The following is a 22,413-nucleotide window of genomic DNA, read 5'->3' as shown; positions in this document are numbered from 1 at the left end:
GCCATCTGAATGAGCTGCTCCTGGAAGACGGGCACACCGAGCGTGCGCTCCAGCACCGGCTCGAGCGCCGGGTGCAGATAGGAGACGGGCTCCGCGCCGAGCTTGCGACGCACGAACGGATGCACGGCCCCGCCCTGGATCGGACCCGGACGGATGAGGGCGATCTGGATCGCCAGATCGTAGAAGCTGCGCGGCTGCAGGCGCGGCAACAGCCCCATCTGCGCGCGCGATTCCACCTGGAAGACACCGATCGAATCAGCCCGGCAGAGCATGTCGTAGACGCCGGGCTCCTCTTTCGGGATCGTCTCCAGCGTCCACTCCTCGCCCGTGGAATCGGAGATCGCGTCGAAGCAGTTCTGCAGGGCGGCGAGCATCCCGAGCCCCAGCAGATCGAACTTCACAAGGCCCATCCACGCGGCATCATCCTTGTCCCACTGGATGACAGTGCGATCCGCCATGCGCGCATGCTCCACAGGGACCACCTCGCCGACCGGACGCGCTGTCAGCACCATGCCGCCCGAATGAATGCCGAGATGCCGGGGCGCCTTCAACATCTCCCCGGCGTACTCCAGAACGTTCTCCGGAATGTCATGCCCCTCCACAGGAAGCACCTCCGACCCCCAGCCATCGACCTGTCGTGACCAGGCATCCTGCTGGCCGGGGGAGTAGCCCAGCGCCCGGGCCATGTCCCGCACCGCATTCTTCGGCCGGTACTGGATCACGTTCGCGACCTGCGCCGCGCAGGAGCGGCCGTACTCCCGATACACCCACTGGATGATCTCCTCGCGGCGGCCCGAATCGAAATCGACATCGATATCGGGCTCCTCCTCACGGGTGCTCGCGAGGAACCGCTCGAAGGGCAGACCGTACAGGATCGGATCCACCGCGGTGATGCCGAGGAGATAGCAGACGGCGCTCGCCGCGGCCGAACCGCGACCCTGGCACAGGATGCCCCGACGACGGGCCTCTGCGACGATGCCGTGCACGATGAGGAAGTACCCGGGGAAGTCCTTCTCCTCGATCACAGCCAGCTCCCGCTCGATGCGCGCCCGACCCGCCTCGTTCAGATGCGGGTAGCGGCGGGGGACGGCGTCGTGCACGAGACTCCTCAGCCACGTCATCGGCGTATGCCCGGGCGGAACCTTCTGCGTGGGCAGATCCGGGCGCGCCCGGCGCAGAGGGAAGGAGGAAGCCTCGGCGATGCGCAATCCGTGGGAGATCGCGCCGGGATACCGCTGGAACCGTCGGGTCATCTCCGCCCCGCTGCGCAGATGAGCGGAGCGGTGCGCAGGAAGCCAACCATCCAGATCATCCAGGCTGCGCACCGCACGAACGGCGGAGACCGCTTCGGCCAGCGGAGCCCGAGAGGGAACCGCATAGTGCACGTTGTTCGTCGCGACCACGGGAATCCGATGCGCGGCGGCGAGATCCGCGAGGGCATCGTTGCGGCGGGAATCCTGCGGGTCGCCATGATCGAACAACTCCACCACGACGCGATCCGAGCCGAACAGGTCGATCAGGCGCCGTAGCGGAGCCGCGGCATCCCCCTGCTCCAGCCCGCGGCGCACAGCACCCTTGCGGCACCCGGTGAGGATGGTCCACTGACCACCCGCGCTCGCCGCAAGGTCATCGATGTCGTAGATCGGACGGCCCTTCTCGCCGCCGCGCAGATGAGCGCGGGTGATCGCCCCGGACAGGCGGTGATATCCGTCAAGGCCGTCGGCGAGCACGAGCAGATGCTCGCCGACAGGATCGGGGACGCCCTGCTGCGGGCCGGGAAGACCGAGGGAGAGCTCGGCACCGAATACCGTCTGAACATCGGTGCGCATGAGATGAGCGGCCTCGGCGAAACGCGCCGCGCCGTAGAAGCCGTCATGATCGGTCAGCGCGAGGGCCCGCAACCCCAATCGGGCTGCCTCGGCGAGGAGATCCTCCGGCGCCGAGGCCCCGTCGAGGAACGAGTACGAGGAGTGCGCGTGCAACTCGGCATAGGGGACAGCATCCGGCGGGGGAAGGGGCGTCGGGGGAACCTTCGATGCACGCGGAGCACTGACCGGGCTCGGTGCGGGACGGCCCCGCCCGCTGAGGGTCTGCTCCACCTGTGACCAGGGCATCCGGGGGTTGTGCCAGTTCATCAGCGGTAACGCCCCTCCGCCCACCACGAGTCGTCCTCCCAGAGCACCAACCAGGCGCGCTGGTGCTCATCGACGATCTGCAGTCGCTGTGCGCTGCGGGAACGCGGAGCATCCCAGCTCCGCTCGCGCAGCGGCCAGGGTCCCGCCCAGAGCATGATCGCCGCCCCCTCGATCCGAGCCGGTGCGGTGGAGAGCTCGCCGCGGTCATCGACGACGGGGGGAGAATCATCGGCCGCCGTCACGCGAATCGGAACAGGCGGGATGAAGATCTCCGAGGGGAGAGGGTGCGGCATGCTCCCCGGCCAGGGCTGCGCCGCATCCCGCTCCCGAGGAAGACGATCCCCCCAGGGCTGAAGCACCTGCCGCTCTGCGAGACGGCGCCCGCCGGCGATGACCGGAGTCACGACCGCCCGGTGACCGAGCAGAGCCTGCACCCGCGAGACGACATGGTGCAGGCGCTGCTCGGGCCCCTGCCCGAAGAGCCCCGGCTGATGGTTCGCACTGTCATCGATCCGGGTCGGGGTGATCCGCACCTCGCAGATCCCGGCCCCGACACGCCCTTCCGTCGATGCGGAAGGGGCCAGCGCCTCCAACTGCCAGCGCACCCGATCCACCAGATCGCCGGAATCGAAGGACGTCGGATGCAGCCACTCGCGTGAATCGAGAGAACCATCGTCATCCGTCATGTCGATGCGCACCTCGGTGCACACCTGTGAGCGCTCGGCGAGAGCAGCGATGACGGCATCGGCGGTCTGTCTGACGGCGAAGGCGATCTGATCCGCCTGGGTCAGCGGGGCATCGAAGTCGACCCGACGGGCAAGATCGGGCTCGGGCGGCTGCGGCTCCCCGGCCCGCGAATCCGCACCGCCCGCCAGAGCATGCAGCCGTGCGCCGCGCTGGCCGAGGCGATCGAAGACGGCGCGCGCATCGAGCGCTGCCAGATCTCCCAGAGTCCGAACGCCGAGCTTCTCGAAGAACGCGGCGGCATCCGGCTCGGACAAAGCCTCCACGGGGAGCGGTGCGAGGAAGGGGCGCGCCTCACCGGGAGGGACCACGAGCATGGGATCGGCGAGACGGGCGGCCTGCTCGGCGGTGAAGAGACCATCCGCGACACCGGCACGTGCCGAGGGATGCCCGTTCTCGGCGAGCACCTCGATGAGGTGCAGCGCGGCCTCGCGCTCGCCGCCGTAATAGCGCGCCGCGCCCCGTGCCCGCAGAGCCACGAGCCCCGGACGCAGCGGATGGATTCCCGGCACCCGCTCCTCCAAGATCCGCAACAGAGGGAGGAAGAGTCGTTCATCCCGCATCGGGTCCGCCGGGAGCATCCGCAGATCCGGCGCCTTCATCTGCGCGACCCGGCGCCGATCCCCGCGCCGCACGCCCCGCTGCCTGGCCGCACCCGAACAGGCCACGACGACGTTCGCCTGCACGATGGCCACCGGTTCCGTCGCTTCCTCGGCCCCGAACGCCGCGCGCACGGGCCAGTCGGGCACCCAGAGCACGAGATGCCGCTGCGGACCGCTCATCCGGCCGCCGCCCAGCGGCGCTCGGCCTCAAGCTCCGCCGAATGCGGGCGAGCAGCGAGAGGGCGAACCGGTTCGGGGACGGCATCGACCCGGCCGAGAGCACTCGGCAGATGCACCTGGATGCGTCGGGGTGACTCCTGACGCCGCCCCGAGGAGCGCAGCGTCACCGTGCGCTCGGCGAGCAGGCCCCAGCCGGAGCCGAGGCCGCTCCACTCGGTCTTCTCGACCGTGATCGTCGCCTCGCTCTGCGGCCAGCGGGCCGTCACCAGCAGGGTGCAGCCGCGGTCCCGCAGACGGGCATTCAGCCGCGAGATCTCCGCATCGGAAACACGGCTGCGCGGATGAACGGCGATGAGCGGTACGACTTCGGACAGCGTCGTCGCAACCGTCAACCAGCGCGGCCCTGGCTCGGGAACGAGGATCACCCGCTCCAGATCGACACCGAGAGCCTGCAAGGACTCGACACCGAGGGTCGGCATGCCGATCACGGCGCACCAGGTTCCTCGTTGCGAGGGTGCGGAGAGCAAAGCGCCGAGCAGGCTGGGGGAGGGGGAGAGCGAATAGGACGACCCCGTCCGCAGGCCCGCATCCGGCAGCAGCCCCTCGAGAGCGGGATCGAGGGCATGGAAGGGCACGTCGCTGCGCCTGCGCTGCATTCGCGCGATCTCGCCGCGCAGACGGTTCACCTCATGAGCGCGGGAGAGCGCGCTGCCGGGAGAAAGCGCCGACGGGGCGATAAATGCGGTGCCCATGCATCCATCCTCGAATAAATCTACGAACAAAGCAACCTTGATGAAGATGCTAATTCGTACATCCGACATTCGCTCTGGTGTGCATCGAAGGGGTTATCCACAGCGAAGAATCACCGCGACCCGGCATCTCGTACCCTTCCGGCATGCCACTCGATCTCCGGGAAATCCTCATCGTCATCGCCCATGCCGCGCTCGCCGCGGTGGGCCTCTGGTTGGTCGCGATCGACGCCCGAACGCATCGGCTGCCGAACCGGATCGTGCTGCCGGCGACGGCCGTGGCGCTCGTCCTCATCGCGGTCGATGCGGCGTTCGGCGGATCCTCCGCACAGCTGCTCGGGAGCCTCCTCGGGATGTTCGCACTCGGCGGCTTCTACCTGCTCCTGCGGGCGATCAGTCGGGGCGGCATAGGCGGCGGCGACGTCAAGCTCGCCCTGCTGATCGGCCTCGTGCTCGGATGGAACGGCTGGGCCGCGCTCGTGATCGGAGCCGCCGCAGCGTTCGTCCTCGGCGCCGTTTACGCGCTTCTCCTCATGACGATGCGGCGGGCCGATCGCACCACCCGCATCCCGTTCGGCCCCTGGATGATCGCCGGCGCGATCATCGGCCTCGCGGCGGCATGACGGCTCGGGGAGGGGCACGGGATTAGGGTGAGAACATGGCAGCACTTCCCGGGAACGACGCATCCGACGAGCCCATCCGCACATTCGAGATCGAACGCAAATACGATGTCGATGTCTCGACGCCGCTTCCCTCCTGGGAGACGATTCCGGGTGTTCTCACGGTGAGCGAGGGAGAGCTGCGCGAGCTCGACGCGCGCTATCTCGATACCGCCGACGTCGCCCTGTCGCGCGCCGGTGTGGCGCTTCGCCGACGCACGGGCGGCCCGGATGCCGGGTGGCACATCAAGGGCCCGCGTGAGGGCGATGGCCGGATCGAGCTGGGTTGGCCCTTGGGTGAGGAAGGCGATCTGCCGGATGCTGTGGCCGAGGCCATCGCGCGCTGGACCACCGAACCGCTGACGCCCCTGGCGCGCATCGAGAACAGCCGCACCGCCTACTTCCTCGCCGGGGCATCCGGTGTCATCGCTGAGTTCGTCGACGACCGGGTCCGCGCAACGGATCTGCGCACTGGCATCCAGCGCGAATGGCGCGAGTGGGAGATGGAGCTGGGGCCCGCAGCCGCGACCGATGAAGGCGGTCGGGAAACCTTCTTCGCCGCCGTGGATGAGGCGATCGCGGCCGTCGGCGGGCGGGACGCGCGCTCCGACTCGAAGCTGGCCCGCGCCCTGGGCGTCTGACTCGGAGCGAGCACCGGCACAAGCCCCTTCCCCCGGAGCATCCGGTCGTGCTTGCCTATCGGCATGACACGACCCGTCCGGCTCCGCTCCCTGCAGACCCTCGTTCCGGAGATGGCACTTGCGCAGAGCAGGGTGCGCGACCTCTTCGCCGCCCAACCGGGCCTGGGCCGCCTCGCGCAGCGGATCATCGCGACGTCCTTCGAATCCTCGGGAATCGAACCCGGCACACGGTTCTCGCCGAGCTCGCCGGCGGGGTCCCGGATGCGTGCTTCGTGGACTCCGAGACCGGGACATTGCGCGATCCGGGAACCCGGATGCGCAACGCGATCTACACGCGGGAGGCAGGACTGCTGTTCGTCGAGGCCGCACGGCGCGCCCTCGACGGCGACAGTGCGATCAACCCCGTCGATGTCACCCACGTCATCACCGTCTCGTGCACCGGCTTCTACGCGCCGGGACCGGACCACGAGATCGTGCGTGCACTGGGCCTTCGGGACGATGTGCGCCGGCAGCACCTCGGATTCATGGGATGCTACGCGGCGCTGCCCGCTCTGCGGATCGCGCGGGACTTCTGCCTCGCCGACGCGGATGCCGTGGTGCTGGTCGTCTGCGCGGAGCTGTGCACGCTGCACCTGCGGTCGTCGGAGGATCCGGACTCCATCGTGGCGATGTCGCTGTTCGCCGACGGCGCCGCAGCGGCGATCGTGACTGCGCGTGCGGTACCTGATGAGAGCACGGGGCTTCTCCTCGACGGGTTTCATACGGCGTCCATCCCTCAGGGACGCGACGATATGGCCTGGACGATCGGCGACCACGGATTCGAGATGGTGCTCTCGCCGGCGGTGCCGCGTGCGTCGCGGACGGCGTCGCGCACTGGGCGATCCATCCGGGCGGCCGGAGCATCGTGGACCGCACAGCCGCGGCGCTCGGGCTGGACGAGACGCACGCGGCACCGGCGCGGGATGTGCTGCGCCGCTTCGGGAACATGTCCAGCGCCACGGTCCTCTTCGTGCTGCGGGAGATCCTCGACGGCGCAGCGAAGCCGGGGGAGCGCGTGACGGCCATGGCGTTCGGGCCGGGACTGACGGCCGAGACCGCACTGATGACGGTGTCTCCGACGGTGCCGGCATGATCGGGGACCTCTCCCGTCGTGCCATCCACGAGCGCGAACTCATGGACGACCCCGATGCCGACCTTGACATGCTCGAACGCACCTATCGGCGCTTCGCCATCGTGAACGCCGTCGTCTCGCGTCGGCGGAGGGTCTATCGCCGGGAGATCCGCCCGCGGGTCGCACGGAACTCTCCGGTCCGCGTGCTCGATATCGGATCAGGCGGCGCTGACATGGCCCGGGCGATCGTCCACTGGGCGCATCGGGACGGAGCATCCGTCGACGTCACGGCTCTCGATCTCGACCCGCGCGCCGTCTCCTGGGCGCGCGCGAACGATACCGGCGACGCGGTGCATCACCGGTGCGCCTCCTCGAGCGCACTGGCGGATGCCGGAGAGAAGTTCGACGTCGTGCTCTCCAACCACCTGCTGCATCATCTCGACGAGACCGATCGTGCCGCGCTCCTCGCCGACTCGGAACGGCTCGTGGCGCCCGGCGGCGTCGCGCTGCACTGCGACATCGAACGCAGCCGACTCGCCTATGCCTCCTACGACCTCGGGACGGCGCTGTTCGCGCGCACCGTGCTCGCGGGCTCATTCATCCGCGCGGACGGACTGACCAGCATCCGGCGGTCCTATACGGCCGCCGAACTCGTTGCCGTCGCCCCGCCCGGATGGCACGTTGAACGCACCTTCCCCGCTCGTCTGGCGCTCCGACACGAACAGCCCGCATGATTCTTCGGAAACGCCGAAGGCCCGGCCGCGCATTCGCGTGACCGGGCCTTCGGGGTGACAGGTGTCAGAAGTTGATCATGTGCCCTGCGAGGCCGTGGAAGCCCTCCTGCAGAGCCTCCGACAGCGTCGGGTGCGTGTGCACGTTGCGCGCCAACTCCAGAGCGGTGAGGTCCCACTTCTGCGCCAGCGTCAGCTCGGGCAGCAGCTCGGAGACATCCGGTCCGATCATGTGTGCGCCGAGGAGCTCGAGGTGCTCGGCGTCCGCGATCATCTTGACGAAGCCGACGGGCTCGCCGAGGCCGTGCGCCTTGCCGTTGGCCATGAACGGGAACGAGACGACCTTGATCTCGCGTCCGGTCTCCTTGGCCTGTGCCTCGGTGAGACCGAAGGATGCGACCTGGGGCGAGCAGAACGTCGCGCGCGGCATCATGCGGTAGTCGCCCAGCGTCTGGGTCTCGGCGCCGCCGATGGTCTCGGCGGCCACGACGGCCTGCGCCTCGGCCACGTGGGCGAGCTGCAGCTTCGCGGTGACGTCGCCGATCGCGTAGATGCCGTCGACGTTCGTGCGCATGTGGTCGTCGATGTCGATCGCGCCGCGCTCGGTGAGCTTGACACCGGTCTTCTCCAGGCCGAAGCCCTCGACGTTCGGGGCGAAGCCGACCGACATGAGCACCTTGCCGGCGTCGATGGAGGCGCGGTTGCCGTCCTTGCCGGTGTAGGTGACGGTGACGGACGAGCCGTTGTCGACGATGGTCTCGACCTTGGTGGAGGTCAGGATGTCGACGCCGTAGTTCTTGTACTGCTTGGCGATCTCCTTCGACACATCGGCGTCCTCATTGGGAAGCGCACGGTCGAGGAACTCGATGATGGTGACCTTGACGCCGTAGTTCGTCAGGACGTAGGCGAATTCCATGCCGATGGCACCGGCGCCGACGATGACGATCGACTCGGGCAGCTCGCGGCTGAGGATCTGCTCCTCATAGGTGACGACGTTCTCGCTGAGCTCGACGCCTGGGAGCAGGCGCACCTTCGAGCCGGTGGCGATGATGACGTTGTCGAAGGTGACCTCTTCGGTCGAGCCATCGGCCTTCGCGACCGAGATGGCCTTCGGGCCGGTGAACGTGCCGCGACCGTTGTACTCGGTCACCTTGTTCTTCTTCATGAGGAAGTGGATGCCCTTGACCCGGCCCTCGGCGACCTGACGGCTGCGGTCGAACGCCTTGCCGAAGTCCATCGTGATCTCGCCGGAGATCCCGAAGAAGTCGGCCTTGTGGTTGAGGGTGTGGGCGAGCTCGGCGTTCTTCAGGAGAGCCTTGGAGGGGATGCAGCCCACGTTGAGGCAGACACCGCCCCAGTACTTCTCTTCGATGATCGCGGTGGAGAGACCGAGCTGCGCGCTACGGACCGCAGCGACATAACCGCCGGGGCCCGCGCCGAGGATGACGACGTCGTAATGAGGCATGTTCTCAGCTTATCGCTCCGACGGGGCGTTCGACGCGGAATTTCCGCGGCCTCGTCGGCGCAGCAGCACCACGAGAACGACGATGCCGACGAGGACGATGATGATGACGGCGATCCACAGCGGTGACAGGGATGCCGCGTCCTCTGCGACGGGCGCCTCAGACGGTTCCTCCGCAGAGGTCGCGTCGTCCGCGGGCGTCTCGGGAGAGGCCGTGGCTTCCTCCTCGGCAGGCTCAGCGGTCGGCTCGACGATCGTGCTCTGCTCGACCGTGAACGAGAACTCGCCCGAAGTCGGGTGCCCATCGCTGGAGACGACCTTCCACAGCACCCGGTAGGCGCCGGCGGATGCCTCGGAGGCCAACTGCTGCGTGACGATCGCGCCGTCGATCGTCGCCTCGCCGTCCGAGACGGACGTGCCGGACTCGTCCAGCACGACGATCTGCGTGGAGCCCTCGCCGCCGATGAGTGCGGCGCTGAAGGAGAGCGAGATCTCCGCCGGCAGCGTCTCGACGCTCGAGTCGGCATCGGGGGAGGAGCCGATGAGCGCATCATGCGCCGCGGCCGGAGACGGGGCGGAGAACAGGAGGAGGGCGGCGGCGAGAAGAACGCCGATGAAGGCGATCGCCGGGGACAGCGGAGTCAGGAGTCGAGTGCGCACGCCCCCACCATAGGAAAAATTCCGATGCATGGGCGGTGAGTGCTCCGCGGCCTCGCTCGAGCGCCCGGGAATCCGATAGTCTGAGGGAAGAGGAGGGCCACCGTGACAGATAACGAAGACCGATCCGCACGCGAATCGGCTATTCACCGCAGCGGAGAGCAGCGACACGACGCCACACAGACGTTCGGACACGACTCCGATCTCTCGTTCGTTCCGTTCGGGGTCGAGCTCACCGACGTGGAGCAGTCGGCGATCGCCGCGCTTCCGGCGGGTGCGGCGCTCCTGCTGGTCCGCTCCGGCGCGTTGGCCGGCGCGCGCTACCTGCTCGACACCGATGTCACGACGATCGGTCGTCACCCCGAGGCCGACATCTTCTTCGACGATGTCACCGTCTCGCGCCGTCATGCGGAGATCACCCGTTCCGGCGAATCCTTCGAGATCGTCGATCAGCGCTCCCTCAACGGCACCTACGTCAACGGCGAGCGGGTCGATCGCAGCGCCCTGGCGAACGGCTTCGAGCTGCGCGTCGGCAAGTTCCGCCTCAACTTCTTCGCATCACCGGTGGATCTCGCGGCGGCGAATTACTGATGGCGTCACTCCATGCCCGCGACCGCTCTGCGACCGCGGGGCTTCTGAGCATCGGTCAGGTGCTTGCGAGGCTGACGCCGGAGTTTCCCGATCTGACCTCCAGCAAGCTCCGATTCCTCGAGGTGCAGGGAATCGTTTCCCCCTCGCGGACGGAATCGGGCTACCGCAAGTTCTCGGCATCCGACATCGATCGCCTGCGCCTCGGACTCACCCTGCAGCGCGACCATTACCTGCCGCTGAGCGTCATCCGCGAGCAGCTCGACGAGGCGGAGGCGAACGGCGATTCCAGCGCCGCGCTGACGCCCCCGCCGTCGATCGCCCCGGCGCCGCGGCGGTACCGTCGTGACGAGCTGCTCTCCGCGGCCGGTGCCGGTCCGCAGATCCTGAACGATGCGATCAGCACGGGGATCATCGCTGCGGCCGAGACGTATCCCGAGTCCACGGTAACGCTGCTGCGCGGACTCGTCGCATTGGACCGTCACGGCATCGAGCCTCGCCACCTGCGCACTCTGCGCCAGAGCGCCGAGCGCGAGGTCTCGTTGATCGAGTCCGCCCTGTCGTCGATCCTGCGCCGCACGGATGCGACATCCCGCGGAAAATCTCGTGAGATGGCTCCGGAGCTGGCCACGAAGATCGACGAGGTGCGTTCGATCTTCGTGCAGGAAGCGCTCGCCCGAGTGCTTTCGTAACGAACTGATTGCGACACACCTTCGCCCCGTGCCGGATATCGTTGCCGGTGCCCGGGCTCTGCCCTAGCGTGGAGGTAAGCGCTCCAGAGAGGACTTCATATGAATGCGGATGAGCTTGCAGGCGACCCGCGGTTCGTGAGCGAACTCCTCTTCACGGACGGCTTGCCCGCGATGGATGACGAGGTCGGTTATCGCGGAGCCGTCGCGGCGCGCGCCGCGGGCATCACCTACCGCCAGCTGGACTACTGGGCCCGCACCGAGCTCGTCGTACCCACCGTGCGCGGAGCCAACGGTTCCGGTTCGCAGCGCATGTACGGCTTCCGCGACATCCTCGTGCTCAAGCTCGTCAAGCGACTCCTCGATACCGGAATCTCCCTGCAGCAGATCCGCATCGCCGTCGATCAGCTCCGTGCCGCCGGTATCCGCGACCTCGCGGGGACGACGCTCATGAGCGATGGCGCATCGGTCTACCTGTGCACCTCCAATGACGAGGTCATCGATCTCGTCAGCCGCGGTCAGGGCGTCTTCGGTATCGCCGTGGGCAAGGTGCTCCGCGAGGTGGAATCCACTCTCGTCGAGTTCGACCCGCAGGAGTCCGACCCCGCTGACGAGCTGGCTGTGCGCCGGGCCAAGCGCACGGCCTGAGCCGTCCCTCCGTCCGGCAGGATCAGAAAAAGCGCTCAGCGGATGCTGAGCGCTTTTCTCGTTGGGATCAGGCGGGCTGGCCGTTCTCCGGCACGGGGATGCGCCCGGTGCGGATGATGCGGTCGAGCAGCTGGTCGAAGTCTCCCGCGAGTTCCTGAGCGGAATCTCCCGGCCAGACGTGGAGCGGTTTCGCCGCACCCTGCGCCTGCTGCAAAGATGTGCGCTCGGGCAGCTGCGGGCTGAGGACGAGAGGTCCGAACATGTCGCGCAGCTCCTTGATGCGGAACTGGTGCTCGATCGACTGGGGCCGAACGCGGTTCACGACGATTCCCAGGGGCTGCAGGCGGGGGGAGAGGCCGCGGCGGATCTCCTCGATCGCGCGCAGTGCGCGGTCGGCCGCCGCCACCGAGAACAGTCCCGGCTCGGTGACGACCATGACGCGGTCGGACGCGGCCCATGCCGTGCGGGTGAGCGCGTTCAGCGATGGGGCGCAGTCGATGAGGACGAGATCGTACTCGTTCTCGACCGAGGCGAGGGCCTCCTCGAGCTTCCACACATCGCGCACGCTCGGGTGCGGGCCATCGAAATTGATGGCCGAGGGGCTGCCGATGAGGACATCGATCTTCCCGGGATGGACCTTGGCCCATCCGCTGGAGGTGATCGCCTGGCGGACGACCTTCTCCTTCGGGTTCTCGAGAACGTCGGCGATGTTGAGCCTGCCGGCGATCTGGATATCCATGCCCGTGGACACATCGGACTGCGGGTCGAGGTCGACGACGAGCGTCCGGACGCCCCGGGCGAAGGCCGCGGAGGCCAGGCCGAGAGTCACGGTCGTCTTGCCGACGCCCCCCTTGAGAGAGCTGACGCTGAGTACGTGCACGGACACCACGTTACCGTCCCCTAGGCTTGGAAAACACTCAGCCCCGCCCATGTGCGCGGAATCGCACGTGCATGAGTCAACAACGAGGTGTGCATGTTCCAGAAGATCCTGGTGGCGAATCGTGGAGAAATCGCGATCCGTGCCTTCCGCGCGGCCTATGAGGTGGGGGCGCGCACCGTTGCGGTCTTCCCGTATGAGGATCGCGGCTCCCAGCATCGGCTGAAAGCGGACGAGGCCTATGAGATCGGTGAACGGGGCCACCCGGTGCGCGCGTATCTCGACGTCGACGAGATCATCCGGGTCGCGCTCGAGTCCGGCGCGGATGCGATCTACCCCGGGTACGGATTCCTCTCCGAGAACCCGGAGCTCGCGGCGAAGGCCGCAGCTCATGGGATCGTCTTCATCGGCCCGCCCGCCCGCGTCCTCGAGATGGCGGGGAACAAGGTCGAGGCGAAGCACCATGCGATCGAGGCGGGGGTCCCCGTGCTGCGATCGACCGAGGCATCCGATGATGTCGACCTGCTCGTCTCCCAGGCCGCCGAGATCGGGTTCCCGCTCTTCGCCAAGGCCGTCGCCGGGGGCGGCGGACGCGGCATGCGACGCGTCGAGAGCGCCGGTGAGCTCGCCCCGGCACTGGCCGAGGCGATGCGCGAGGCCGGGAGCGCCTTCGGCGATGCGCGCATGTTCCTCGAACAGGCCGTCGTGCGGCCGAGGCACATCGAGGTGCAGATCCTCGCCGACAAGACCGGGGAGACCGTTCACCTCTTCGAGCGAGACTGCTCCGTGCAGCGCCGGCACCAGAAGGTCGTGGAGATCGCCCCGGCGCCGAACCTCGACGACAGCATCCGCACCGCGCTGCACAGCTATGCCATCGCCTTCGCCCGCTCCATCGGATACGAGAACGCGGGCACCGTCGAGTTCCTCCTCGAGACCGCCGGCGAACGCGCCGGCGAGGTCGTCTTCATCGAGATGAACCCGCGCATCCAGGTCGAGCACACCGTCACCGAAGAGGTGACCGACGTCGACCTCGTCCAGGCGCAGATGCGGATCGCCGCGGGGGCGACCCTGGACAGCCTCGGCCTGCAGCAGGAGGAAATCCACCTGCGCGGCGCCGCTCTGCAGTGCCGGATCACGACGGAGGACCCGACCCAGGGCTTCCGCCCGGACACCGGCAAGATCACGACCTACCGCTCGCCCGGAGGGGCAGGCATCCGTCTGGACGGCGGTACCGTGCACCAGGGCGCCCAGATCAGCCCGCACTTCGATTCGATGCTCTCCAAGCTGACCTGTCGTGGCCGGGACTTCGAAGCCGCAGTCGATCGGGCCCGTCGTGCCCTGGCCGAGTTCCGCATCCGCGGTGTATCCACGAACATCCCCTTCCTCCAGGCGCTGTTGGATGACGATTCGTTCGTCTCCGGGGACATCAGCACCTCATTCATCGATGAGCGCCCCGACCTGTTGCGCGGGCGGGTCTCGAAGGACCGCGGCACGAAGCTGTTGAACTGGCTCGTCGATGTCACGGTGAACAAGCCCCATGGCCCGCGCCCGGTTGCCGCGGACCCGATGACGAAGCTCCCGCGCCTCGATCTCTCGGCAGAGCCCGTCGCCGGATCCCGGCAGAAGCTCCTCGAGCTCGGCCCCGAAGGGTTCGCGCGGAGCCTGCGGGAGCAGGCGCCGCTGGCGATCACCGACACGACGTTCCGCGATGCGCACCAGTCGCTGCTGGCCACCCGGGTGCGTACCCGGGACCTGGTCGCCGCCGCCCCCTACCTCGCACGTCTGGCCCCGGAGCTGCTCTCGGTCGAGGCCTGGGGCGGGGCCACCTACGACGTGGCGCTGCGCTTCCTCGGCGAAGATCCGTGGGAGCGGCTCGACAAGCTGCGCGCGGCGCTGCCGAACGTCAACATCCAGATGCTCCTGCGAGGTCGCAACACCGTCGGATACACCCCGTACCCGACCGCGGTCACCGAAGCGTTCGTCGCCGAGGCCGCCCGCAGCGGTGTCGACATCTTCCGAATCTTCGACGCGCTCAACGACGTGGAGCAGATGCGTCCCGCGATCGATGCCGTGCGCGCGACGGGCACCGCGATCGCCGAAGTCGCCCTGTGCTACACCGGTGATCTGATGAACCCCGCAGAGGACCTCTACACCCTCGACTACTACCTCGCCCTTGCGGAGCAGATCGTCGATGCCGGTGCGCACATCCTCGCGATCAAGGACATGGCGGGGCTCCTGCGTCCGGCCGCCGCCGCCCGACTGGTCACGGCGCTGCGCGAAAGATTCGACCTGCCGGTGCACCTGCACACGCATGACACCCCCGGCGGCCAGCTGGCGACGCTTCTCGCCGCCAGTGCGGCCGGCGTCGACGCCGTCGACGCCGCATCCGCGCCGCTGTCGGGCACGACGAGTCAGCCCTCGCTGTCCTCCCTGGTCGCTGCGCTCGCGCACACCGACCGCGACAGCGGTCTCGACGTCGCGGCCGTTTCTGATCTCGAACCGTACTGGGAAGCCGTGCGCAACCAGTACGCGCCGTTCGAGTCGGGGCTTCCCGGTCCCACCGGACGCGTCTACCATCACGAGATCCCGGGCGGTCAGCTGTCGAACCTGCGTCAGCAGGCCAAGGCGCTCGGGCTCGCAGATGATTTCGAACTCATCGAGGACATGTACGCGGCGGCCGACCGCATCCTCGGCCGTCTGCCGAAGGTGACCCCGTCGTCGAAGGTCGTCGGCGATCTCGCGCTGCACCTGGCCGCTGTCCGCGCCGACCCGGCCGATTTCGAGATGAACCCGGAGAAGTACGACGTGCCCGATTCGGTCGTGGCCTTCCTCGCCGGCGAGCTCGGAGACCTGCCCGGCGGATGGCCGGAGCCGTTCCGCTCGAAGGTCCTCGCCGGCCGCACGGCCCGCACCGGGATCACCGAGATCTCCGCAGACGATGAGCGGGCCCTCGCCGGAACACCGGCGGAGCGCCGTGAACGACTCAACGCCCTGCTCTTCCCCGCGCCGACGCGCGAGTTCGCCGAGCGGCGAGAGATCTTCGGCGACCTCTCCGTCCTCGAGACCGGGGACTACCTCTACGGGCTCGTCCCCGGGCAGGAGCACCTCGTCGAGATCGACCGCGGCGTGCAGCTGTACGTCGGCCTCGAGGCGATCGGCGAAGCGGATGACCGGGGCATGCGGACGGTCATGACGACGCTGAACGGGCAGTTGCGGCCGGTCTTCGTCCGGGACCTCGCGATCGCCGTGGATGCGCACGAGGTCGAGAAGGCCGACACCTCCCAGGCCGGTCAGGTCGCTGCTCCGTTCTCGGGAGTCGTGACGCTGAAGGCGGCCGTGGGCGATGCCGTCCGCGCGGGCGAACCGGTGGCATCCATCGAGGCGATGAAGATGGAAGCCGCGATCACGGCGCCCGTCGACGGGGTCGTCGAGAGGCTCGCGATCGGGGCCACGCAGCAGGTGGACGCGGGAGACCTTTTGGTCGTCATCACTCCAGCGAAGTAATCTTGTGCGAGCGACACGCTCGCACAAGCTTGGAGTGACACCGTGAATTCGAACAACAGCAGCGACTCGTCCGACGACGAGCAGGTCGGCGTGCTCGACGAGTCCGCCTCGTTGGACACGACGTCTCTCGGCGTGATCGGCATGACCGCACAGGTCAATGTCGTCATCCCGCAGGATGACGACGATGATCTGGTCGATGACGAGGTCGTCGACGGAGAGCTCCCCGCTGAGCTCGTGCTCGACGGCCCCGTCATCGATCCGTCAGCCGGCGAGCAGCCGGTCGCAGCCGATGTCGTCGTCGAATCGTCGGCCGTGGAGTCGGAGGCCGTCGAAGAGCCGCTCCTCGCCCCGATCGTCATCGAGGTCGCGCCGGAGGAGGCTGTCGATGAGCCCGCCGTCCTGGCGGAGCCGGTCATCGAGGACGCGCCTGCGGCGACGGCATCCGAAACCGTTGCTCCGTCGAAGCGCTCCTCCTCGGAGAGTGCGACCTCGGCATGGATCACCGCGGCGATGAAACAGAGCGCTCCGGCGCCTGTGGAGGAGCCCGTCATCGATGAGCCCGTCGATGTCGAACCTGTCGTTGAAGAACCCGTTGCCGACGTTCCCGTCGTCGACGACCCGTCCGTCCCGGAGCGAACCTCCGCGGAATCGGCGGATGAAGAAAAATCCGCGCCGACCGACCCCATCGTGCCGGAATCCCCCCTCGATAATGAGATGACGTACCAGCCCGTGAGCACCCCCTCCGAACGATCCGAGCCCACCGAACGCGCCCTCACCCAGCGCCCGGCGACCCCCCGCCCGGAGGTCGCCATGACGTCGAAGCGTCTGGGGGAGCAGCTCGGACAATCGGCGCGCGAGTCGGCCGACCTGCTGACCGCCGATCGTCTCCTCGACCCTCGTCAGATGACCAAGCCCGAGCCCGAGGGCGGGTGGAGCCACTTCCTCTATTCGATCTCCGGTCACCGGATCAATATCGGCGACGGCAAGCGTGCCCGTGAGCGCAAGGCGCTGAGCGCACGCATCGCCGCGCCGATCGCGGGCGGGGCACGATTCGTGCCGGTGCTCTCGCGCAAGGGCGGCGTCGGCAAGACCACGATCACGACGCTGCTCGGCATGGCTCTGGCCGATGCGCGCAACGACCGCGTCATCGCCGTCGATGCGAACCCCGACCGCGGCACGCTCGCCGATCGCGTCGCCCGCGCGCAGAGCCGCTCGATCCGTGATCTCGCTCGCATCCACGATGAGATCACGGGGTATCACGACATCTCCGCGATCGTCGCCCGTGATACGACGCGTCTGGACGTGCTCGCCTCCGACTCCGATCCTCGGATCGCCGATGCCTTCAGCGACGAGGACTACCGTGACGTCGCCGAGGTCGCCGCACGCTACTACTCGCTCGTGCTCACCGACACGGGAACGGGCATCGTGCACTCGGTCATGGGCGCTACGCTCGACCTGGCGGACCAGATCGTCATCGTGTCCGGCCTCAGCGTCGACGAAGCGCGTCTCGCCTCCGAGACGCTCACGTGGCTGGAGAGCAACGGATACGAGGAGAAGGCGCGCAACGCGATCATCGTGCTCAACCAGTCGACGCCGGGCAGTCCGCTCGTGCGTCTGAACGAGCTCGAAGCCCACTTCGGGACGCGTGCGAAGAGCGTCGTGCGGATGCCCTACGACGCGCAGATCGCCGGTGGCGGGCCGATCGTCTACTCGAACCTGCAGGTCGAGACGCGTCGCGCGGCCCGCGAGCTCGCGGCTCTGCTGATCGACGGCCTGCGCACGAGCGGCGTCTGATGGCGGTCCGTGAGATCCGGATCTTCGGCGACCCGGTGCTGGGCACGGTCTGCGCACCGGTCGACGAGATCGATGACGGCGTGCGCTCACTCGTCGCCGATCTTCTCGACAGCGTGAAGCTGCCGGGACGTGCGGGCGTAGCCGCACCGCAGATCGGCGTCGCCGTGCGCGCATTCAGCTACAACATCGACGGCGACATCGGCTACATCCTCAACCCCGTTCTGACCGAGGTGCGCGGCGAGCCCGTGCCCACCGGTGAGGGCTGCCTCTCGGTGCCCGGCCTCTGGCACGATGCGATGCGCCACCCCTGGGCGCGCGTCGAGGGCATCGACCTCAACGGGCAGCCAGTCGTGCTCGAAGGGGAGGGCTTACTCGCACAGGCGCTCCAGCACGAGACCGATCACCTCGACGGGAAGCTCTATCTCACCCGACTGAGCGCCGAGGACCGCAAGGCCGCCATGCGAGAAGTGCGCGAGAGCGACTGGTTCTGACCTCGCATCCCGTGCACATGACGAACGCCCCGACGATGTCGGGGCGTTCGTCATGTGGGGCGCGGGCTCAGCCGATCGCGACGTTGGTGGTCTGCACCGGTTCGTCGTAGATCGCGGAGACCTCATCGGCGAAGTCGGTCATGATGACGTTGCGCTTGATCGACAGCTTCGGCGTGAGATGGCCGCTGGCCTCGGTCCACTCGGAGTCGAGGATGCGGAACTTGCGGATGGACTCGGCCCGCGAGACCGCCTTGTTGGCGATGTCGACGGCGCGCTGCACCTCGGCGCGGACGGCATCGTTCTTCGCGGCATCCGCCAGCGACATGTCGGCGGGCAGAGCGTTGTTCGCCAGCCACGTCGGCAGCATCTCCGAGTCGAGCGTGATCAGAGCCGAGATGAACGGCTTCTGATCGCCGACGACGACCACCTGGCCGACGATCGGGTTCGCTCGGATCGGGTCCTCGAGGGCGGCGGGGGAGACGTTCTTGCCGCCGGCGGTGACGATGATCTCCTTCTTGCGACCGGTGATCGTGAGGAAGCCCTCGGAATCGAAGCTGCCGATGTCGCCCGTGCGGAACCATCCGTCGTGGAAGGACTCGGCCGTCGCCTCGGGGTTGTTCCAGTACTCCTTGAAGACGTTGATTCCGCGGACCTCGATCTCGCCGTCCTCTCCGAGACGGATGCCCACACCGGGCAGGGCCGGACCGACGGTGCCGATCTTCGACTTGTCGGCGAGGTTGACGGTCGCCGGAGCGGTGGTCTCGGTGAGTCCGTATCCCTCGAGGATGACAACGCCAAGGCTGTGGAAGAAGTGCCCCAGGCGCGGGCCGAGAGGCGCGGACCCGGATACCGCGAAGCTGACACGGCCGCCCATGGCCGCGCGCAGCTTGCCGTAGACGAGCTTGTCGAACAGCGCGAATTTGATGCGCAGACCGAGCGGCACCTTCGCGCCCGCCTCGAGCAGGCGGGAGTGCTCGACGGCGGCGGCGGCCGCGGCGCGGAAGATCTTGCCCTTGCCGCCGGCCTCTGCCTTCTGCTCGGCGGAGTTGTACACCTTCTCGAAGACGCGCGGGACCGCGAGGAGGAAGGTGGGCTTGAAGGATCCCAGCGCTGGCAGCAGCTGCTTGGTGTCGGGCTGGTGGCCGGTGCGGACGCCGGCGTGCACGGCGAGGATCGAGATGAACCGTGCGAACACGTGCGCCGTCGTGATGAATAGCAGCGTCGAAGCATCGGGCGCGGAGACGACCGGGTCGAGGGCCTTGGCCGAGTTTCGGGCCAGCTCGACGAAGTTGCTGTGCGTCAGCACACAGCCCTTCGGGCGGCCCGTCGAGCCGGACGTGTAGATGAGGGTGGCGAGGTCGGAACCGACGGCGATGCTGCGGCGGCGCTCGATCTCGGCATCCTCGATGTCGAGACCCGCCGCGGTCAGGGCATCGATCGATCCGAGGTGCATCTGCCAGACCTCGCGGACGAGGGGCAGGTCGCCGCGCACCTCGTCGACCTTCGCGAAGTGGTCGGCGGATTCGACCATGAGGGCGATGGCGCCCGAATCCTCGAGGATCCACTGGATCTGGGCGGGGGAGCTCGTCTCGTAGATCGGAACCATGACGGCGCCGGCATAGAAGAGGGCGAAGTCGACGAGGGACCACTCATAGGTGGTCCGGGCCAGGAATCCGACCTTCTCGCCGGGCTGGATCCCGGATGCGACGAACCCCTTGGCCAGAGCGATGACGGCCGTCTGGAAATCGGCGGCGGAGATGTTGCGCCAGCCCGCGCCGTCGGGGACGGAGAACAGTGCACGATCAGGGGTCGCCTCAACGCGCTTGGCCAGCAGATCGCTGATGTTCGCCTCGGGATCAGCAGGGACGATCGCGGGGACTTCGAATTGAACCACGGCAACTCCTTCGGTACCGGTCGGGTACGGGTTTCTCCAGAGTCTAGGGCACGGAGGGCGCGCTCGATGGGATGAATTGGGATTCAGTCGCACAATTTCTGGCACTCAGTCACGGTTGGTGAGATCCCTGGCCGGTGCGGTGCGGGGGCGCCGGCCGGGGTGCGGGATAGACTGCCAGACGATGTTCTACTGGCTGATGAAGTACGTCGTGATCGGCCCCGTGATCAAGGCGATCTTCCGCCCCTGGATCGTGGGGCGCGCGAACGTGCCCAAGAATGGTGCCGCGATCCTCGCGAGCAACCACCTGTCGGTGTCCGACTCGATCTTCCTGCCCCTGCTGATCGACCGCCGCATGTCCTTCCTGGCCAAGAGCGACTACTTCACAGGTCGCGGCATCAAGGGCTGGGCCACCCGCAACTTCATGAAGGCCACGGGGCAGATCCCCATCGACCGCTCCGGCGGAAAGGCCTCGGAGGCATCGCTGAACACGGGCCTGCAGGTTCTCGGATCTGGGGAGCTCCTCGGCATCTACCCCGAGGGAACGCGCAGTCCCGACGGCAAGCTCTACCGGGGCCGGACGGGCATCGCGCGCATGGCGCTGGAATCCAAGGTGCCGGTGATACCCGTGGTCATGGTCGACACCGATACGGCGATGCCGATCGGCCGGACGATCCCGCGAGTGGTGCGGGTGGGCATCGTGATCGGAGAGCCTCTGGACTTCTCCCGCTACGCCGGCATGGAGAACGACCGCTACATCCTGCGCTCGGTCACGGACGAGATCATGGTCGCGCTGCAGCGCCTGGGTGAGCAGCAGTACGACGACGTGTACGCGTCCTCTGTGAAAGAGCGGATGCCGCGCCGTAACTGACGGTCCGCAGCCCGCACGGCGCCCAGTAAGCTGGGGCAATGCATCAGCAGCACGACGCCCTGGACGCCTGGCGCACCCTCCCGATCAAGCAGCAGCCCACCTGGCCCGACACCGACCGCGTCGCGGACGTGTCGCGTCAGATCGCGGCGCTCCCGCCGCTCGTCTTCGCAGGAGAGGTCGACAACCTCCGCGACCGCCTCGCGCGTGCAGCATCCGGTGGAGCATTCCTGCTGCAGGGCGGCGACTGCGCCGAGACCTTCGCCGGCGCGACCGCCGAGCAGATCCGCAACCGGATCAAGACGGTTCTGCAGATGGCCGTCGTCCTCACCTACGGCGCATCCATGCCGGTCGTGAAGATGGGCCGGATGGCGGGGCAGTTCGCCAAGCCCCGCTCGAGCGACAGCGAGACGCGCGGCGATGTGACGCTGCCCGCGTACCGCGGCGACATCGTCAACGGCTACGACTTCACCGAGGCATCGCGCACGGCCGATCCCGGCCGTCTGCTGCAGGGGTACCACACGGCGGCATCCACGCTGAACCTCATCCGGGCGTTCACACAGGGCGGTTTCGCAGACCTGCGCGAGGTGCACTCCTGGAACAAGGGCTTCGCCACCAACCCCGCCAACCAGCGCTATGAGCGCATGGCGGTCGAGATCGATCGAGCCATCAAGTTCATGGAGGCCGCGGGAGCGGACTTCGACGAGCTCAAGCGCGTCGAGTTCTTCACGGGGCACGAGGGCCTGCTGATGGACTACGAGAGCCCGATGACGCGTATCGACTCGCGCACAGAGACGCCGTACAACACATCGGCGCACTTCCTGTGGATCGGCGAGCGCACGCGCGATCTCGATGGCGCGCACGTCGATTACTTCTCCAAGATCCGCAACCCGATCGGCGTGAAACTCGGCCCGACGACCACACCGGAGACGGCGCTCGCGCTGATCGACAAGCTCGATCCGAACCGCGAACCCGGTCGCCTGACGTTCATCACCCGCATGGGTGCCGGCAAGATCCGCGATGCTCTGCCGCCGCTTCTGGAGGCCGTACGCGATTCCGGCGCTCAGCCGCTGTGGGTCACCGACCCCATGCACGGCAACGGCATCACGACGCCGACCGGTTACAAGACGCGCCGCTTCGACGATGTGGTCGACGAGGTGCGCGGCTTCTTCGAGGCGCATCGCGCCGTGGGCACGTTCCCCGGCGGCATTCACGTCGAGTTGACCGGCGACGACGTCACCGAGTGCCTGGGCGGTTCCGAGCACATCGACGAGGCAGCTCTGGCGACTCGTTATGAGAGCCTGTGCGACCCGCGCCTGAACCACATGCAGTCGCTGGAGCTCGCCTTCCTCGTGGCCGAGGAGCTCGAGAAGCGCTGAGCAGCAGAACGTT

At 67.8% G+C, this 22,413-nt stretch carries 18 protein-coding genes and 1 pseudogene; 12 read left to right on the top strand and 7 right to left on the bottom strand.

Going from position 1 to position 22,413, the window contains the following annotated elements; genetic code table 11:
• The 3 genes from dnaE to Q0Z66_RS06815 all read right to left on the bottom strand — a co-directional run.
• On the bottom strand, positions 1 to 2,135 hold a 2,135-nt coding region (dnaE, locus tag Q0Z66_RS06825; RefSeq protein WP_298039335.1), incomplete at its 3' end, for a DNA polymerase III subunit alpha.
• A complete protein-coding gene (locus tag Q0Z66_RS06820; protein WP_298039333.1) occupies positions 2,135 to 3,661 on the bottom strand; it encodes a DNA polymerase Y family protein in 1,527 nt (508 codons plus the stop codon). The genes dnaE and Q0Z66_RS06820, both read right to left, overlap by 1 nt.
• Positions 3,658 to 4,413: a hypothetical protein gene (locus Q0Z66_RS06815; RefSeq protein ID WP_298039330.1), complete on the bottom strand. Its 756-nt coding sequence runs from the start codon at positions 4,411 to 4,413 to the stop codon at positions 3,658 to 3,660. The genes Q0Z66_RS06820 and Q0Z66_RS06815 overlap by 4 nt, the downstream gene beginning before the upstream one ends.
• Positions 4,414 to 4,556: 143 nt before the next feature.
• Between Q0Z66_RS06815 and Q0Z66_RS06810 the strand changes: the two genes are divergently transcribed.
• The 4 genes and pseudogenes from Q0Z66_RS06810 (at position 4,557) to Q0Z66_RS06795 (ending at position 7,555) form a co-directional block, all read left to right on the top strand.
• Positions 4,557 to 5,033, top strand: a complete 477-nt coding sequence (locus Q0Z66_RS06810) for an A24 family peptidase (protein WP_298039327.1) — start codon at positions 4,557 to 4,559, stop codon at positions 5,031 to 5,033.
• 35 nt (positions 5,034 to 5,068) lie between these two features.
• Positions 5,069 to 5,710 carry a CYTH domain-containing protein gene (locus Q0Z66_RS06805; protein WP_298039325.1) on the top strand — a complete coding sequence of 214 codons (642 nt, stop codon included), beginning with the start codon at positions 5,069 to 5,071 and terminating at the stop codon, positions 5,708 to 5,710.
• A gap of 63 nt (positions 5,711 to 5,773) precedes the next feature.
• Positions 5,774 to 6,842 (top strand): annotated as a pseudogene (locus Q0Z66_RS06800) (type III polyketide synthase).
• Positions 6,839 to 7,555, top strand: a complete 717-nt coding sequence (locus Q0Z66_RS06795; RefSeq protein ID WP_298039322.1) for a methyltransferase domain-containing protein — start codon at positions 6,839 to 6,841, stop codon at positions 7,553 to 7,555. Before Q0Z66_RS06800 ends, Q0Z66_RS06795 begins: the two are co-directional and overlap by 4 nt.
• A 64-nt stretch (positions 7,556 to 7,619) precedes the next feature.
• Here Q0Z66_RS06795 and lpdA read toward each other — a convergent pair whose 3' ends face one another.
• Positions 7,620 to 9,017, bottom strand: a complete 1,398-nt coding sequence (gene lpdA, locus Q0Z66_RS06790; RefSeq protein ID WP_298039320.1) for a dihydrolipoyl dehydrogenase — start codon at positions 9,015 to 9,017, stop codon at positions 7,620 to 7,622.
• Between the two features lie 9 nt (positions 9,018 to 9,026).
• Positions 9,027 to 9,674, bottom strand: a complete 648-nt coding sequence (locus Q0Z66_RS06785) for a copper resistance CopC family protein (protein WP_298039318.1) — start codon at positions 9,672 to 9,674, stop codon at positions 9,027 to 9,029.
• 102 nt (positions 9,675 to 9,776) lie between these two features.
• Here Q0Z66_RS06785 and Q0Z66_RS06780 point away from each other — a divergent pair, with 102 nt between their 5' ends.
• The 3 genes from Q0Z66_RS06780 to Q0Z66_RS06770 all read left to right on the top strand — a co-directional run bounded on the left by Q0Z66_RS06780 (position 9,777) and on the right by Q0Z66_RS06770 (position 11,596).
• A complete protein-coding gene (locus tag Q0Z66_RS06780) occupies positions 9,777 to 10,262 on the top strand; it encodes an FHA domain-containing protein (protein WP_298039315.1) in 486 nt (161 codons plus the stop codon).
• Positions 10,262 to 10,951: a MerR family transcriptional regulator gene (locus Q0Z66_RS06775; protein WP_298039313.1), complete on the top strand. Its 690-nt coding sequence runs from the start codon at positions 10,262 to 10,264 to the stop codon at positions 10,949 to 10,951. The genes Q0Z66_RS06780 and Q0Z66_RS06775 overlap by 1 nt, the downstream gene beginning before the upstream one ends.
• Before the next feature lie 99 nt (positions 10,952 to 11,050).
• A complete protein-coding gene (locus tag Q0Z66_RS06770) occupies positions 11,051 to 11,596 on the top strand; it encodes a MerR family transcriptional regulator (RefSeq protein ID WP_298039311.1) in 546 nt (181 codons plus the stop codon).
• Positions 11,597 to 11,663: 67 nt separating this feature from the next.
• Here Q0Z66_RS06770 and Q0Z66_RS06765 read toward each other — a convergent pair whose 3' ends face one another.
• Positions 11,664 to 12,476: a ParA family protein gene (locus Q0Z66_RS06765; protein ID WP_298039340.1), complete on the bottom strand. Its 813-nt coding sequence runs from the start codon at positions 12,474 to 12,476 to the stop codon at positions 11,664 to 11,666.
• Positions 12,477 to 12,569: 93 nt separating this feature from the next.
• On the opposite strand from Q0Z66_RS06765, the gene Q0Z66_RS06760 reads away from it, so the two are divergent.
• From Q0Z66_RS06760 to Q0Z66_RS06750, 3 genes are read left to right on the top strand one after another with little or no spacing between them, the layout of a single operon-like run.
• Positions 12,570 to 15,977: a pyruvate carboxylase gene (locus Q0Z66_RS06760; protein WP_298039308.1), complete on the top strand. Its 3,408-nt coding sequence runs from the start codon at positions 12,570 to 12,572 to the stop codon at positions 15,975 to 15,977.
• A 42-nt stretch (positions 15,978 to 16,019) separates the two neighbouring features.
• Positions 16,020 to 17,771 (top strand): AAA family ATPase, encoded by a 1,752-nt coding sequence (locus tag Q0Z66_RS06755; RefSeq protein ID WP_298039305.1) that lies wholly within the window; start codon positions 16,020 to 16,022, stop codon positions 17,769 to 17,771.
• Positions 17,771 to 18,262 (top strand): peptide deformylase, encoded by a 492-nt coding sequence (locus Q0Z66_RS06750; RefSeq protein ID WP_298039302.1) that lies wholly within the window; start codon positions 17,771 to 17,773, stop codon positions 18,260 to 18,262. The genes Q0Z66_RS06755 and Q0Z66_RS06750 overlap by 1 nt, the downstream gene beginning before the upstream one ends.
• A 67-nt stretch (positions 18,263 to 18,329) precedes the next feature.
• Here Q0Z66_RS06750 and Q0Z66_RS06745 read toward each other — a convergent pair whose 3' ends face one another.
• The gene (locus Q0Z66_RS06745) at positions 18,330 to 20,156 is read right to left on the bottom strand and encodes a long-chain fatty acid--CoA ligase (protein WP_298039299.1); all 1,827 of its coding nucleotides are present in this window, start codon (positions 20,154 to 20,156) and stop codon (positions 18,330 to 18,332) included.
• A 181-nt stretch (positions 20,157 to 20,337) separates the two neighbouring features.
• Here Q0Z66_RS06745 and Q0Z66_RS06740 point away from each other — a divergent pair, with 181 nt between their 5' ends.
• Positions 20,338 to 21,024, top strand: coding sequence for a 1-acyl-sn-glycerol-3-phosphate acyltransferase (locus tag Q0Z66_RS06740; RefSeq protein WP_298039296.1), 687 nt, complete (start codon positions 20,338 to 20,340; stop codon positions 21,022 to 21,024).
• A gap of 38 nt (positions 21,025 to 21,062) precedes the next feature.
• Positions 21,063 to 22,400: a class II 3-deoxy-7-phosphoheptulonate synthase gene (locus tag Q0Z66_RS06735; RefSeq protein ID WP_298039294.1), complete on the top strand. Its 1,338-nt coding sequence runs from the start codon at positions 21,063 to 21,065 to the stop codon at positions 22,398 to 22,400.
• Positions 22,401 to 22,413 lie beyond the last annotated feature (13 nt).

Source organism: uncultured Microbacterium sp., from assembly GCF_947632095.1.
Taxonomy (GTDB): Bacteria; Actinomycetota; Actinomycetes; order Actinomycetales; family Microbacteriaceae; genus Microbacterium.
Note: the sequence above shows the minus strand (reverse complement) of the source record. Positions and strands in the feature narration are given on the sequence as shown.

Excerpts from the sequence above, each read along its gene's own strand:
- Q0Z66_RS06820 (WP_298039333.1), bottom strand. The coding sequence starts at position 3,661 with ATGAGCGGTCCGCAGCGGCATCTCGTGCTCTGGGTGCCCGACTGGCCC.
- Q0Z66_RS06815 (WP_298039330.1), bottom strand. The coding sequence starts at position 4,413 with ATGGGCACCGCATTTATCGCCCCGTCGGCGCTTTCTCCCGGCAGCGCG.
- Q0Z66_RS06810 (WP_298039327.1), top strand. The coding sequence starts at position 4,557 with ATGCCACTCGATCTCCGGGAAATCCTCATCGTCATCGCCCATGCCGCG.
- Q0Z66_RS06805 (WP_298039325.1), top strand. The coding sequence starts at position 5,069 with ATGGCAGCACTTCCCGGGAACGACGCATCCGACGAGCCCATCCGCACA.
- Q0Z66_RS06795 (WP_298039322.1), top strand. The coding sequence starts at position 6,839 with ATGATCGGGGACCTCTCCCGTCGTGCCATCCACGAGCGCGAACTCATG.
- lpdA (WP_298039320.1), bottom strand. The coding sequence starts at position 9,017 with ATGCCTCATTACGACGTCGTCATCCTCGGCGCGGGCCCCGGCGGTTAT.
- Q0Z66_RS06775 (WP_298039313.1), top strand. The coding sequence starts at position 10,262 with ATGGCGTCACTCCATGCCCGCGACCGCTCTGCGACCGCGGGGCTTCTG.
- Q0Z66_RS06770 (WP_298039311.1), top strand. The coding sequence starts at position 11,051 with ATGAATGCGGATGAGCTTGCAGGCGACCCGCGGTTCGTGAGCGAACTC.
- Q0Z66_RS06760 (WP_298039308.1), top strand. The coding sequence starts at position 12,570 with ATGTTCCAGAAGATCCTGGTGGCGAATCGTGGAGAAATCGCGATCCGT.
- Q0Z66_RS06750 (WP_298039302.1), top strand. The coding sequence starts at position 17,771 with ATGGCGGTCCGTGAGATCCGGATCTTCGGCGACCCGGTGCTGGGCACG.
- Q0Z66_RS06740 (WP_298039296.1), top strand. The coding sequence starts at position 20,338 with ATGTTCTACTGGCTGATGAAGTACGTCGTGATCGGCCCCGTGATCAAG.
- Q0Z66_RS06735 (WP_298039294.1), top strand. The coding sequence starts at position 21,063 with ATGCATCAGCAGCACGACGCCCTGGACGCCTGGCGCACCCTCCCGATC.